This is a genomic window from Streptomyces sp. SCSIO 30461, assembly GCF_037023745.1.
Classification (GTDB): Bacteria; Actinomycetota; Actinomycetes; order Streptomycetales; family Streptomycetaceae; genus Streptomyces.
Genome location: NZ_CP146101.1, coordinates 2,923,157 through 2,936,696 on the forward strand (window position 1 = coordinate 2,923,157; position 13,540 = coordinate 2,936,696).

8 protein-coding genes and 6 pseudogenes are annotated in these 13,540 nt (G+C 68.0%); 7 read left to right on the plus strand and 7 right to left on the minus strand.

Going from position 1 to position 13,540, the window contains the following annotated elements:
- Position 1: 1 nt before the first annotated feature.
- From V1460_RS12835 to V1460_RS12855, 5 genes and pseudogenes are all read left to right on the plus strand, one after another.
- Positions 2 to 703, plus strand: a pseudogene (locus V1460_RS12835) (ISAs1 family transposase); the annotation flags it as partial.
- Positions 704 to 809: 106 nt separating this feature from the next.
- A pseudogene (locus V1460_RS12840) lies at positions 810 to 1,115 on the plus strand (transposase); the annotation flags it as partial.
- Between the two features lie 216 nt (positions 1,116 to 1,331).
- Entirely contained in the window at positions 1,332 to 1,913 is a 582-nt protein-coding gene (locus V1460_RS12845; protein WP_338673860.1) for a transposase domain-containing protein, read from the plus strand.
- Positions 1,879 to 2,739 carry a transposase gene (locus V1460_RS12850; RefSeq protein WP_338678020.1) on the plus strand — a complete coding sequence of 287 codons (861 nt, stop codon included), beginning with the start codon at positions 1,879 to 1,881 and terminating at the stop codon, positions 2,737 to 2,739. Before V1460_RS12845 ends, V1460_RS12850 begins: the two co-directional genes overlap by 35 nt.
- Positions 2,740 to 2,777: 38 nt before the next feature.
- Positions 2,778 to 4,284, plus strand: a pseudogene (locus V1460_RS12855) (ISL3 family transposase).
- A 151-nt stretch (positions 4,285 to 4,435) separates the two neighbouring features.
- Here the strand turns inward: V1460_RS12855 and V1460_RS12860 are convergent.
- The 3 genes and pseudogenes from V1460_RS12860 to ltrA all read right to left on the minus strand — a co-directional run.
- Positions 4,436 to 4,992 (minus strand): annotated as a pseudogene (locus tag V1460_RS12860) (transposase); the annotation flags it as partial.
- A 13-nt stretch (positions 4,993 to 5,005) separates the two neighbouring features.
- A complete protein-coding gene (locus tag V1460_RS12865) occupies positions 5,006 to 5,599 on the minus strand; it encodes a hypothetical protein (protein ID WP_338673861.1) in 594 nt (197 codons plus the stop codon).
- A 257-nt stretch (positions 5,600 to 5,856) separates the two neighbouring features.
- The gene (gene ltrA, locus V1460_RS12870; RefSeq protein ID WP_407077613.1) at positions 5,857 to 7,449 is read right to left on the minus strand and encodes a group II intron reverse transcriptase/maturase; all 1,593 of its coding nucleotides are present in this window, start codon (positions 7,447 to 7,449) and stop codon (positions 5,857 to 5,859) included.
- Between the two features lie 32 nt (positions 7,450 to 7,481).
- On the opposite strand from ltrA, the gene V1460_RS12875 reads away from it, so the two are divergent.
- Positions 7,482 to 8,716 (plus strand): IS3 family transposase gene (locus tag V1460_RS12875; protein ID WP_338671464.1). Its coding sequence is split into 2 segments (ribosomal slippage): positions 7,482 to 7,761 and positions 7,761 to 8,716, totalling 1,236 coding nucleotides; the frame shifts between segments, so codons are not numbered across the junction.
- Here the strand turns inward: V1460_RS12875 and V1460_RS12880 are convergent.
- The 4 genes and pseudogenes from V1460_RS12880 to V1460_RS12895 form a co-directional block, all read right to left on the minus strand.
- Positions 8,713 to 8,940 carry a reverse transcriptase N-terminal domain-containing protein gene (locus V1460_RS12880; protein ID WP_338673862.1) on the minus strand — a complete coding sequence of 76 codons (228 nt, stop codon included), beginning with the start codon at positions 8,938 to 8,940 and terminating at the stop codon, positions 8,713 to 8,715. The two genes, V1460_RS12875 and V1460_RS12880, sit on opposite strands and share 4 nt — an antisense overlap.
- A gap of 674 nt (positions 8,941 to 9,614) precedes the next feature.
- Positions 9,615 to 10,553, minus strand: a pseudogene (locus V1460_RS12885) (transposase domain-containing protein); the annotation flags it as partial.
- Positions 10,554 to 10,684: 131 nt separating this feature from the next.
- Positions 10,685 to 10,951: pseudogene (locus V1460_RS12890) on the minus strand (transposase); the annotation flags it as partial.
- Complete coding sequence (locus V1460_RS12895) at positions 10,945 to 12,159, minus strand: IS110 family transposase (RefSeq protein ID WP_338673863.1); 1,215 nt, start codon at positions 12,157 to 12,159, stop codon at positions 10,945 to 10,947. The gene V1460_RS12895 and the pseudogene V1460_RS12890, both read right to left, overlap by 7 nt.
- Positions 12,160 to 12,602: 443 nt before the next feature.
- On the opposite strand from V1460_RS12895, the gene V1460_RS12900 reads away from it, so the two are divergent.
- Entirely contained in the window at positions 12,603 to 13,508 is a 906-nt protein-coding gene (locus tag V1460_RS12900; protein WP_338673864.1) for an IS110 family transposase, read from the plus strand.
- Positions 13,509 to 13,540: the final 32 nt, after the last annotated feature.

Sequence of the window (13,540 nt, forward strand, 5' to 3'; positions counted from 1 at the left end):
CATGCCATCGTCTCTCATCCCTGCGCCTGTTCGCACCCCTGCCCCGGCTCATGAGCTCCTCGTCCAACTGCTTGCCGGGATACCTGATCCGCGCCGTCGACGCGGTGTCCGGCACCCGGTGGGTGCTCTGATCGCGGTGGCGGTGTGCGCGGTGGTGGCCGGAGCCCGGGGGTTCACCGCGATCGGGGAGTGGGCCCGGGACGCGGGACGTGTCGCGCTGGAACGGCTGGGCCTGGAGCGGGGCGGGGTGGACGAATCAACACTGCGGCGCCTGTTCGCCCGCCTCGACGCGGACCGTCTCGATGCGGTGCTGGGAGTCTGGGCCCTGACCAGGACCGCACGTGTCGCGGGCCGCAGGGTGATCGCCATCGACGGCAAGACGGTCCGGGGCGCACGCGGCGGCAGCTCCACGGCCCCGCATCTGGTCGCCGCCCTCGCGCACGGGTCCGGCGCGGTGCTCGGTCAGGTCGCGGTGGGCGACAAGAGCAACGAGATCCCCGCCGCCCGGGAACTGCTCCAACTCCTGGCCCTCGATGGTGTGGTCGTCACGATGGACGCACTGCACACCCAGCACGACACAGCGGCTGTGGTGGTCGGGGCCGGAGGAGACTACGTCCTGACCGTGAAGGCGAATCAGAAGTCGTTGTACGCACAGCTCAAGGCGCTCCCCTGGACTTCGATACCCGCCGTCACCAGGACGGACCGAGGACACAGACGCCGTACCACTCGCACGATCAAGGTCGTCGACGTGCCGGCATGGGTCGAGTTCGCCGGGGCCGAGCAAGTCGCCCAACCGCGGCGCACATCCGGCGATCGTCCGGCTATGGGAGAACGCGTGGGAGGAGTTCACACCGTTTCTGCGGTTCGACACCGAGATCCGCCGCATCGTCTGCACCACGAACGCCATCGAGTCCGTGAACGCCAGGATCCGGCGGGCGGTCAAGGCCCGCGGCCACTTCCCGAACGAGACAGCCGCCTTGAAGTGCGTCTACATGGCCATCATGAGCCTGGACCCCACCGGCAAGGGCCAGGCCCGCTGGACCATGCGCTGGAAGACCGCCCTGAACGCCTTCGACATCACCTTCGACGGCCGGCTCTCCGCAGCTCGTCAGTAGCCCCAACCACCTCAGTTACACCGCTCGTTTGGCTCTGGCCCGTAGTCGGTGGTGACTCCGGGTAGCTGCCCTTGATCATGATCTCGTGATGGATGCCAACTCAACACCGTTGCGTTTGGCCTCTGAGCTGTACGTCAAGCCCTGCTGAACAGCGCAACGGGACCACCTGATAGATCAACGATCGGCGAAGAAAGTCGATCAAGGTCAGGGGTCCCGTTGCAGGAGAAGTCTGTCATCACGTCCACGATCGAGACAGCCCGGGGTGTGTTCGCGCCGGGTCATCTGGGGGAGTTGACCCAGATAGTGGACTTCGCTCTGGTGGACGCGGTGCTGGAGGAGACCGGCCGGCGCGAGAAGCGCCTGCGGCTGCTGCCTTCTCGGGTGGTGGTGTACTTCGTGCTCGCTCTCGCGCTGTTCGAACACCGCTCGTACCGCACGGTGTGGTCCAAGCTGACCGCCGCGCTGACCCCGCTTGCCCTGGTGTGTCCTGTGGTCTCCTCGCTGACGCGGGCCAGGCGCAGGGTGGGGGCCGCGCCTCTGCGGCGTCTGTTCGAGACGCTTGCCGGGCCCGTCGCCCGCCCTGGGCAGGAGGGGTCCTTCTGGCGGGGCCTGCGCACGGTGGCCGTCGACGGGACCCTGCTGCACACCCCCGACGACGAGACGCTTACCTGGCGCTACCCCAAACGGGCCGGGGAGGGTCTGGAGTTCGGCTATCCGCTCCTGCGGGCTGCTGGCCCTGGTCGAGTGCGGCACCCGCGCGCTCATAGCCGCCGCTTTCGGACCGGAGTCCGAGGGTGAACTCCCCTATGCCAAACGGCTTCTGTCCTCCCTGGACCAGACGATGCTCCTGCTGGCCGACACGGCCTTCGATGGCAACGAGTTCCTTGATGCCGTCCATCAGAGCGGGGCGCGGTTCCTGGTGCGCTCCGGGGCCCGCCGCGTCCCCACCCCCGCCGGGCACCTGGGCGACGGCTCCTATATCGCCCGCATCGGCTACGGCGTCCTGCCGGTGCTGCTGCCGGTGCGCGTGATCGAGGCAACCGTCACCGTCACCCTGGCCGATGGCACCGTCCGCACCGAGCAGTGGCGGCTGATCACCAATCTGCTGGACCCCGTCCGTTTCCCGGCCGCCGAGCTCGTTGATCTATATCACCGCAGGTGGCAGGCGGAAACCACGTATTTCTCGATCAAAGCCACGATGCTCGACGGCCGCGTCTTGCGCTCCCGCAGCACCGACGGCCTCGACCAGGAGGTCTACGCCCTGCTCACCGCCTACCAGGCCCTGATCCGCGCCAGCGACGACGCCCTGACCGGACGGCCGGAAGTACCCAGGGAACGGATCAGTTTCACCGTCCTGCTGGCCGCCGCAACCAACACCGTCACCGCCGGCCATGGAATCTTCCCCGGCACCCCCATCGACCTGGTCGGCACGATCGGCCACGCCGCCCTGAGCGACCTCCTGCCCGCCCACCGACGGCAACGAGTGAAGGCCCGCACCCGCAAGAACCCCACCAGCAAGTACGGACCGAACGCCGGACAGCACCCCCAGAAGGCCCAGAACTACACCGTCCACACCACCGTCGCGTTCTTCGCCCACGGCCTCAACAGCCGCTCACGGCGCTAACGCAACGGTGTTGGATGCCAACTACCTTATGGGGGACGGTGTTTTCCGGGCTGTCCGCACTGGTTGTCGAGGACGTGACGGACGGCGGTGACGCGGTCGTGCTCACGGCTCGCACTCGGGATGTGGCGGTGCCGTGTCCGGTCTGCGGGATACCGACGGCGAAGGTGCACGGCTATCACCGCCGGTCACTGGCCGACGTGCCGGTCGATGGCCGCCCGGTCGTCGTGCGCCTGCGTGTGCGGCGGCTGGTCTGTCCGGTCCTGGGCTGTCGGCGGCAGACCTTCCGCGAGCAGATTCCCGGCCTGCTGGAGCGTCATCAGCGCCGCACGGTGCGGCTTGCCCAGCAGATATCCCAGGTGGCACGGGAGTTATGCGGCCGGGCGGCCGCACGCCTCGGGGGTCTGCTGGCCATGCCCGTCTCACGCAGCACCACGCTGCGTCATCTGCGACGCTTGCCGTTGCCGCGGCAGGCGGTCCCGCGGGTGATCGGCGTGGACGATTTCGCTCTGCGTCGCCGCCATCGTTACGCCACGATCATCACGGATGCCGAGACCGGCAGGCGCGTCGCGGTCCTGCCCGACCGCGAGGCCGCCACACTGGAGTCCTGGCTGAGCGAACATGCCGGGATCGAGGTCGTCTGCCGGGACGGCTCGGCCACCTATGCCGAAGCAGTCCGCCGGGCTCTGCCCGATGCGGTGCAGGTCAGTGACCGATGGCACCTCTGGCGGAACCTCTGTGACAAGGTCCAGCTCGAAGTCCGCGCGCATGCCGGCTGCTGGGCCACCATCAACCCGCCCCGTCCCGGCGGAGTGCGTGAGCAGACCACTCGCGAGCGCTGGAACAAGGTCCACGACCTCCTCGGCCAAGGCGTCGGCCTGCTCGACTGCTCCCACCGCCTGGGCGTGGCCCTGAAACACCGTCAAACGCTACGCCCGCATGCCCGAACCCCAGGCCCTGCGCATCGCTCCCGCCTACCGGCCCACCCTCGTCGACCCCTACCGCGACCACCTGCGCCGTCGTCGAGCTGAGGAGCCGGCCGTCCCGGTCACCCACCTCCTCGAAGAGATCCGGGAACTGGGCTACACCGGCAGCGCGAACCTGCTGGTCCGCTACCTCAACCAGGGCCGCGCCGAAGGCAACCGCCCCGTCACCACCCCGCGCCACGCCAGCCGGCTCCTGCTCACCGACCCCGAGAATCTGCGCCCGAAGGAAACGACCCTGCTGGAGGAGATCGCCGCGGCCTGCCCGGAAATGACCGCGCTCGCCGGTCTCGTACACGGTTTCGCCGCCCTGCTGAAACCGGCCGAGGGCAACGACGTGAAACTCACCGAGTGGATCGCCACCGCCCGCGCTGGCGCACTGCCCCACCTGCACAGTTTCACCAACGGCCTCGAAATCGACCGGGCCGCCGTCGACGCCGGCCTCACCCTGCCGTACCACAACGGCCGCACCGAGGGCGTCAACACTCGCACCAAGAGGATCATGAGACAGATGCACGGACGCGCCGGATTCGACCTCCTCCGCCACCGCATCCTCCTGCCCTGATGGCTACCCGACGTCACCACCGACTACGGGCCAGAGCCGCTCGTTTGACAGACCCCGGCATGGCACTCGGTCGACCCCGAGGAACGAGTACGCCGAGCGCGCCACCAGCTCCGGGTGTGTCAATTTAACGGCTGATCTTGGTTGTTGAGGTTCAGTTGTTGGCCGGGGTGAGCCGGCCCTCGAAGGCGATCTGGAACGCGTTGAGGGGGCCTTCCAGCGCATGGTCCACCTCTTGCGGCCCTTGCCGGTCGGGTCGAGGCTCATCAGTGCCATGTAGACGCACTTGAGGGCGGCGGCTTCGTTGGGGAAGTGTCCGCGGGCCCTCACGGCCTTGCGTATGAGAGCGTTGACGCTCTCAATGGCGTTCGTCGAGCAGATGACCTTGCGGATCTCGACGTCGAAGGAGAGGAAGGGCACGAACTCGGCCCAGGCGTTCTCCCAGAGCTTGATGATCGCCGGATACTTCCGGCCCCAGGCGTCCTGGAACTCCCCGAACCGTTCCACCGCGGCGTCCTCGCTCGGGGCGGTGTAGACGGGCTTGAGTGCTTTGGCGGCCTTGTCCCAGTCCTGGCGGGCCGCGTAACGGAAGCTGTTGCGCAGGAGGTGAACCACGCAGGTCTGAACAATCGTGCGAGGCCAGACGGTCTCCACCGCCTCCGGCAGGCCCTTGAGCCCGTCGCAGACCAGCATCAGCACGTCGTCCAGGCCCAAGGCCGCGGAGTTAAGCGCCGGGACCGTCCGTCAAGAGGGTCGTCTTCCATGCGTCGGCGAGTGTGTATGTCCCGTAGGCGATCTTCTTGAGCAGGCCCTCGGCGGCCCACTGGCTCATCTGGGTTGCGAAGCTCCTCGTGCTGTGGATACCCAGCGCGAGGGTGACTTCTCGTGGGCGCCAGGCGCGTTCGGGATCGGCAGCCATGAGATGGAAGACTCTGTTCCTGTTGCCGGCTCCCATGGGGCGGATGCCCGCGACTGCCTTGCGTAGGTCCTCAGGTTGCCTCTCCGGCGGTTCGGGTGGACATGCGGGTGCGGAGCGGAGAGCCACGGTCAGTGCGGTGATCTTCCTGCTCTGTCGTGGTCTGAGTTCGGCAGGTCTGGTGGGATATCGGTTGCGTCCCGCCTTCACGGCGCGTGCACTGGTACGAAGGCGCCGTGGTGGAAGCAGCCCCATGAGCAGGGCCGTTCCGATCCGGCCGACCAGCAGGCTCTGTCCGGTGAGTTGGTCGTCGGCTCTGGCGAGGACGAGCTGGTCGCGGGCTGTCTCCAAGGCGATGGTGAAGCTGGCGCGGTCCGGGTCGGTCCCGGGGCGGGACTCCACGGCGTCGCCATGGCCGTCCGCAGGATCTGGTAGATGGTCAGCTGGGCCCACAGTTCCTGTTCCAGGCCCGCGGGATCCTGTGAGCGCAGCACGAGTCCGTGCTGCAGCGTGTACCGAAGCGCGTAATAGGCCGATTCGTGTTGTCGGGTAGGTGCGGCGCATTGCTGCGCCGCACCCCCCTCAGAACCGGACGGGCGGCGTTAACCGCATCCGGCTCAAGCAGGCCCTGAAGGCCCACGGGCAGCCAGAATGGCTGGTCAGCGTGGTTCACTGCCGCCGCGCCAGCGGTGGCAGTGAACGTGGGTGAGTCGGAAGGCGACGGGATCGTCGGACTGGCTTCCGTCCGCTTCGGCGGTGAGCGCGTTTGCGCGTACCGCCGTCCGGATCGCCCGCAGCCACTGCTCCCATTCCTGGGGGCTCTGCGGCTGCTGGTCGGCGTGCAGGAGAAGCGTTCCGCAGAGCGGGCACCGGCCGTGCTGTCCTTGGAGCAGACTCAGCAGGCGCGTGCTGAGCGGGGGCTTGTTCCTGCGTCGCCGCGAGGCCCAGTACTCGGTCAGCGCCGGGTCGTCCACGGACGCCCCTTTGACGACGAGTTGATGTCTGACGATCCTGGTCCAGGCGAATTTGGTGAGGTAGCGGCCGCTCTCGCGGTCACCGAACACCCACCGGTCCTGCCGGGACTCGTTGAACCGGCCGAAATACCGGGAGGTCACCCAGCCGTTCGGCTTGTTCGGGTGTGTGTGGCGGGCCCACTTGTAGACCAGCCTCCACACATGGTTGTCCAGCGAGGCGAACACCTCACTGGAGACCACTCCCCGAAAGTAGGCAGCCCAGCCCCGGATGATCGGGTTGAGCTTGGCGATCATCGCCGCCGCGTTCTGCCCCCGAAGGGCCAGCACCTCGGCGGCGAGCCGTGCCCGGATCCGTCGCACGGATGCCTTGCTCGGCTTGATCAGCAGCATGCCGTGGTAGCGGCGGACGGTGAAGCCCAGGAAGTCGCAGCCCTCGTCGAGGTGCGCGATGCGCGTCTTGTCCTCGTTGAAGGCCAGACCCCGGGGCCTGAGCCACCGGGCGAGCCGCTCCTTGACCTGTTGCGCCTCGTCACGACTGTGACAGAGCACCACCAGGTCGTCGGCGTACCTGACCAGAGTCGGCGAGCCGACTGCCAGTTCACCAGCCCGTGGGCCGGTGAGCCGGTAGTGGACTCCGGCAGCCTCTTCCATCCCGTGCAAGGCCACGTTCATCAGCGCCGGGGAGATGATCCCGCCTTGCGGAACCCCCTCCTCGGTCGGGGCGAGAACGCCGCGGTCGAGTACTCCCGCCTTGAGCCACTGCTCGACCAGCCCCCGGGCGGGGAACTGTCCGATCGAGGCCATGAGGCGGTCGTGATCGATGCGGTCGAACGCCGCTGCCAGGTCTGCGTCAAGGACCCACTGGCGCTTCGGGCTCTTGCCCTTGGCGGCCAGGAAGATCGCTCCGATCGCGTCGTGGCAGCCACGGCCGGGACGAAATCCATAGGATCTCGGCTCGAACCGTGCCTCCCACTCGGGTTCCAGCGCGTTCAGCGTCACGGCTTGAAGACACCGGTCGATGATCACGGGAATTCCGAGGCCGCGCTGACGGCCATTGGCCTTGGGGATATAGACCCGCCTGACGGGCAAGGGTCTCCACGGCGCTGCCCGGTGCTGCATCCAGTCGGCCAGTTCGGCCTTCCCCTGGGGCAGCAGGACAACCCGGCCGTCGATCCCTGCCGTCTTGCGGCCAGCGTTGATCTCCGTCACCCGCCGCACGCTCACCAGCGTGTTGGAGCGGGAGCGGAGCATTAGTTTCTGAATCGCCCCGGGTTTGATGGAGACATCGAAGACCCGGAAGGATGCCGATCATGGCTGCTCCCCGTAAGTACCCCGACGAACTGCGTGAACGCGCGACGCGTCTGGCGGTCGAGGCCCGCAAGGACCCGGTCGGCAGGGCCGGGGCGATCAAGCGCATCGCCGACCAGCTGGACGTGCACCCCGAGGCTCTGCGGGGGTGGGTCAAGCGGGCCGAGGCCGACGAGGGCGTCGTGCCAGGGACCACGGGCACAGAGGCCGCCCGGATCGCGGAACTGGAGCGGGAGGTGAAGGAACTGCGACGGGCGAACGCGATACTGAAGTCCGCCTCGGCTTTCTTCGCCGCGGAGCTGGACCGTCCACTGCGATGAAGGTCGCCTACATCGACCAGTACAAGGAGACGTTCGGCGTCCAGCCGATCTGTGACGTCCTCGCCGAGACGGACGCGCCGATCGCGCCGAGCACCTACTACGCCGCTCAGGGCCGTCCGCCGTCGGCCCGCAGCCTGCGCGATGCGGAGCTCACCGAGGAGATACGCCGGATCCACACCGACAACTACGGGGTCTACGGGGCCCGCAAGGTCCATGCCGCTCTGGTCCGCGAGGGACACAAGGTGGCCCGCTGCACCGTCGAACGTCTCATGCGGGCGGCAGGACTTCGCGGAGTGATCCGGGCCAAGAGCCCGCGCACCACCCGGCCCGCTCCCGAGACCGACCGGCCCGCCGACCTGGTCGAGAGGCAGTTCACCGCAACTGCACCGAACCAGCTGTGGGTTGCCGACATCACCTACATCAGAACCTTCTCCGGCTGGGTCTACGCCGCCTTCGTCATCGACGTCTTCTCCCGCATGGTCGTCGGCTGGCAGGTCGCTACCACCCTTTACACCGACCTCGCCCTCGACGCGCTGGAGATGGCGATCTGGCGCCGCCGGCACACCGGCGCCGACCTCACTGGTCTCACGCATCACTCGGACCGCGGCGTTCAATACCGTGCTATCCGCTACACCGAACGCCTCGCGGAAGAGGCTGCTGTGGCTTCGGTCGGCTCACGAGGCGATTCGTATGACAATGCCCTGGCCGAGGCGTTCAACAGCCTCTTCAAGGCCGAACTGATCCGCAACAAGGGACCGTGGACCGGCATCAACGACATCGAGATCGCCGTCGCCGAGTACATCGACTGGTTCAACCAGCGCCGCCTCCACGGCGAGCTCGGCCACATCACCCCGGCCGAGCACGAGGCTGCCTACTCCGCAGCTGAACCCCCTGCGTCACTCCAGAAAACCAGCTAACTCACACTCCACGAAACCCGGGGCTTGACATTCTGGAGATTGCGGACCTTCTTGAGGTCCCCTGCCTGCGATGCCGTGAAGATCCGCTGCCTCAGCCGCCGTACTTCGTTCTCCGCGCCCTGCCAGTCGATCGACTGCCAGTCGGTGATGTCGTCCTCAGGTCCGTTCGCCGTGACGGCACTGTCGTCCTGGACGGTGTCCGCCACGGGAGATGTTGTCGCCACGGTGTCCAACTTGCCCTTCGGTTTCAGCGTTGATGGTCATCCGGTCCTCACAGGCCCACCTGACCCACGTCAGCACCCTTGCGGGTCCGGGCTGAGCCCGTATCCGGCCGGTTATGCGAGGCGACCAGCGGAGGCGCTGGTCATCTGCCCCGGTTTCCCGCTGCCTTTCGGCGACCGGCGTTGGCTTCTTGGGTCATCCTGTGCCCGCTGGGGAGTTGGGCCTTCCTTACGGTCGGCTGACCGGACGCTGTCGCGTCCGGACCCCAGCGGGGTTTCCACGTTCCACACGAGTGAGATACGACCGGGGTGGGTGCCCCCTAAACTCCGGGACGGCGATGCTCTCCCGGCTGACGTTGGGTCTTCAGCCGGCGCCTGCCGCTTCTCAGCGACCAGTCCTGCACCCCGCTGGAGCAGTCCATCGGCGGGGCCCACGATCACGAAGCATCATCAGGGGTTCACTTGCGTTCACCCGTCCGGTCTTCCCCTTGCCTGTAATCCCCGGATGGCACGGGGGCCCTTGGGCTTCTCCTTCGAGCTCCACACCCCGCCGTTACCGGCGACGCATGTCGAAGTGGGGACGGGCCTTGAGCACTGGCCCGGAACTACGCTGTCGACATCAAGTCGATCCTCCGATCAGGTAGTTCACTCAATCTCGTGCGACTTCGTGTCGCACCCCACCGTTCGTGATAGAGCCCGACCAGGGTTTCGGCCGGATCGCGGCGGTGATCCAGCAGCGTGGTGGCGATGCGGTACTGCTCACAGAGCGTCTCTCCGGTCGCAGTGCTCATGGTGATCGTCGAGTCGATGACCCGCGGCTTGAGCGTGCCCATCCGTGTCAAGTACGAGCCGTCGGGTAGCACCGCCAAGATGGCCGGGCGACGTCGGGCGGTGATCCGGATGACGAACTGCGCGCCGGTGGCCGCCGTGTCGGACAGGAAGTCGTCCGCGTCGAAGCCGCGGTCGGCGAGGACGAGCATGGTGGCGTTCACCAACCGCAGCAGTCGGCGGGCGTACGCGGCCTCGTACTCATTCGTCGGCCCGAACTCGGCCCCGAGGAGCCCGCGGGTGCCGGTCTCGCACAGTGTCATCAGGCGCATCATGGGGTATCCGGCCCAGCCGAGTCGGGCCTGGACTTTGCCCAGCCAGGCCCGGTTCCGTTCGCAGTCGGGGACTTTGATGGCACTGCAGCCGTCGAAGGCGACGGTTCGCCAGCGTCGGTAGCAGGTGCCTGGGGTGGTGGGCTGCGCGATGGGGCCGGCGACCACGTCGAACAGTGCCTTCAGCGGAGCCGGCCCCAGGCGCCGTCGCAGACAACGAAGGGCCTTCTCGCTCGGCCGGCTTGCGTTCCGCCTCGCGAGTCCGGCCGTCAGCTTGTCCCATACCCGGAGATAGCCCAGCGCGGGGAACAGGGACAGGGCCAGGATGAAGTACACCCCGACGCGTGACGGAAGGAGACGCCGCCGACGCTCAAGGACCCGGCTCTCCTCCAGGACCGCATCGACGAGTTCAACGGGAAGATACCGAGTCAGGTCTCCCAAGTGGCCCGGCGCGAGAAGGAGTTCTTCTTCACGTCCATGGGGTTCGGGCACGGTGGTGGCACACTGGCTGGTCAACGGGACCTCTTCGGCGAGTAGATCTTGGTCGATCCCTCACCTACCAGAGGTCCCGTTGCCACATCCGCCGCATACAGCGAGATCACCCTCTTGACGGACGGTCCCGGCGCTTAACTCCGCGGCCTTGCGTCCAGGCCGCGGTTCTTCAGCTCGGTGAACACGTGCAGCCAGTACTTCGCGCCCTCGCCGCCGTCGCCGGCCCAGATGCCGAGGATGTCGCGGGTGCCCTCGGCCGTGACGGCCATCACGACATAGATCGGCCGGTTCGCGACCTGACCATCCCGAATCTTGACGTTGATGGCGTCCACGAACAGGACCGGATAGACGCGGTCCAGTGGGCGGTTCTGCCATTCGGCCATGCCCTCCATCACCTTGATGCTCCTATCGTCGGTCAAGCGGCGGTGAGCCACTGGCGGTAGGCATCGGCGAAGGCGTCGTCGCGGCGGAGGCCGCGTTCGATGTTGGAGATGACGGCGGGCCACACGCCGAAGTGGTTGGCGGCGGCGGTGAGAGTGATGTTTTTCGTCTGCCGGGCCGGACGGAGGTCCGCGATCTCGGGGACTTGGACCGGGGTGGTCAAGAGCCAGAAGACCTCGCGGGCTATCGCGCGTTTGAGCAGTCGGATGATCTCCTTCTTCGTGCGTCCGGCGGTGGTCTGTCGGGCGACGTACTCGCGGGTGCGCCGGCATCGGGCCATCCTCACGAGCGCGATGCGGTAGAGAGCGGCGTTGGCCGCCCGGTCGCCGCCCCGGGAGAGCCGGTGCCGGTTCGTCTTCCCGCTCGAAGCGGGGACGGGTGCCGCGCCGCACAGGGCGGCGAAGGAAGCCTCCGTGCGAAGGCGGGCCGGGTTCGCACCGGCGGTGATCAGCAGCTGGGCGGCGGTGTCCGGACCCACCCCATAGGCGGCACGCAAGCCTGGGTTGAGGATGGTGACCAGCTGGTCGAGCTCCCCGGTCAGGGCCGTGTGTTCCTCGGTCAGGCTCTGGACCCGCTTGGCCAGCGTCCGCAGGGCCGTCAGGAGCGGGGAGTGCGCGGGGTCGCTGGCCGGCCGGAGCCGGGCAAGGGTGGTGACGCGCTTGTCACCGGACAATGCGCTGTACTTGGCGCGGATGGCGTCGGGGGCGGTGATCAGGAGGTGCGTGATCTGGTTGAGCGTCGCGGTGCGGGCCTTGATCGCCGAGCGGGCGGCGGTCTGCAGAGCGCGTATCCCGACGATGGCCCCGTCCTTCGGAGCGCTGGTCGCGCGTCCGGAGACGACGGCGCGGGCCGCGGCGTATGCGTCGATCGGGTCGGACTTGCCGATCCTGCGCCGTTCGGCCTTGTCGGGCCGGTTGACCTCGACGACGGCCAGGCCGGCCTGCCGGGCGGCGTGTGTGAAGCCGGAGCCGTACGAGGACGTGCCCTCCACGCCGACGGCGGCGACGGTGCCGTGGGCCTCCAGGAAGACGATCGCGGCGGCGTATCCAGCAGCGTTGGTGGGGAATTGGGCGTCGGCGAGGTGCCCGCCCCGGTCGGTCACCACGGCGACGTGGATGGTGTCGGCGTGCGAGTCCACCCCGCCGACCACGAACTGGTCCCTCGTGTCCGCAGCCTCTGTGCCTGTCATGCTGGAGATGCCTTCCTTGCCGAAGGTAGCTCCGGCCGGAAAGGGCAGACAGGACAGTCAGGGGGCCTCTTGCCAGGCTCCTGACTTGTTGAATCGGACCCAGATGCTCGGTCTGCAGCCGTAGCGTCCAGGGTGTCGGTCGGCACGGGCCCGCAGTGCTCCTTGCCGCCGCTGGGCTGGCTCTCTCATAGCGTGCCGCCGCCGGCCGACACCCGCGCGGTGTGGTTCGACAGAGGCATGAGGACGACACGGTGACTTCAAGTCAGGATGCCCACCGCACTCCCTCCCCGGTCCCGTCGAGTGCAAGGCCATCCTGTGATCCTGATCGGTATCGACCCCCACAAGTCCTCCCACACCGCCGTCGCCGTCGACGCCTCTGGTCACCAGCTGGCCCGGCGCCGGTTCGTCGTCAACGCCGGAACCTTCCGGCAGCTCAGGACCTGGTGCGAGCAGTGGCCGAGCGGCGCTTCGCCGTCGAGGGCGCAGGCGGGCTCGGCCGCTCCCTCGCCCAGCAGCTGGCCGCCGCGGGCGAGCACGTGGTCGACGTGCCGGCCACGCTCTCGGCGCGGGCCCGGATGCTGGCCACCGGCGGCAACCGCAAGACCGACGAGGCCGACGCCCGCCACGTCGCCCAAGTCGCCCTGTTCCGCCCCGACCTGCGACAGGTCGCCGCCGAAGATCAGACCACGATCCTGCGGCTGCTGACCGAGCGGCGTGACGACCTGGTCCACGAGCGCACCCGTGTTCTGAACCGGCTCCACGCCGTCCTGCGCGACCTGCTGCCCGGCGGCGTGGCCACCGGCCTGTCCGCCGACAAGGCCGCCGCCGCGATGAAGGGCATCCGCCCCGTGACCGCCACGGACAACTGCCGCCGCGACATAGCCCGCGACCTGCTGGCCGACCTGCGACGCCTGGACCGACTGGTCAAGGACAACGAGATCCAGATGCGCGAGGCGCTGGCCGCGACCCGCACCACGCTCACCCGCCTCCCGGGTCTGGGCACCGTGCTGGCCGCCAAGGTCCTCGGACACGTCGGCGACGTCACCCGCTTCCCCACCGAGCACCACTTCGCCAGCTACACAGGCAGCGCGCCCCTGGACGCCTCCAGCGGCAACAACGTCCGCCACCGACTCAACACCGGCGGCAACCGCGCGCTCAACTCGGTCCTGCACACCATCGCCGTCTGCCAGATCCGCGACGGCGGACGCGGGCAGGACTACTACCTCCGCAAGATCAGCGAAGGAAAGACACCGTCCGAGGCCCGGCGGGCCCTGAAGCGACGGCTGTCCAACGTGGTCTACCGGATCATGAAGCGAGACCAACGGAACCCCCTCGCTCAGGCGGCTTGACACACAGAGGCGCTATGAAGTCACGGAAGCCC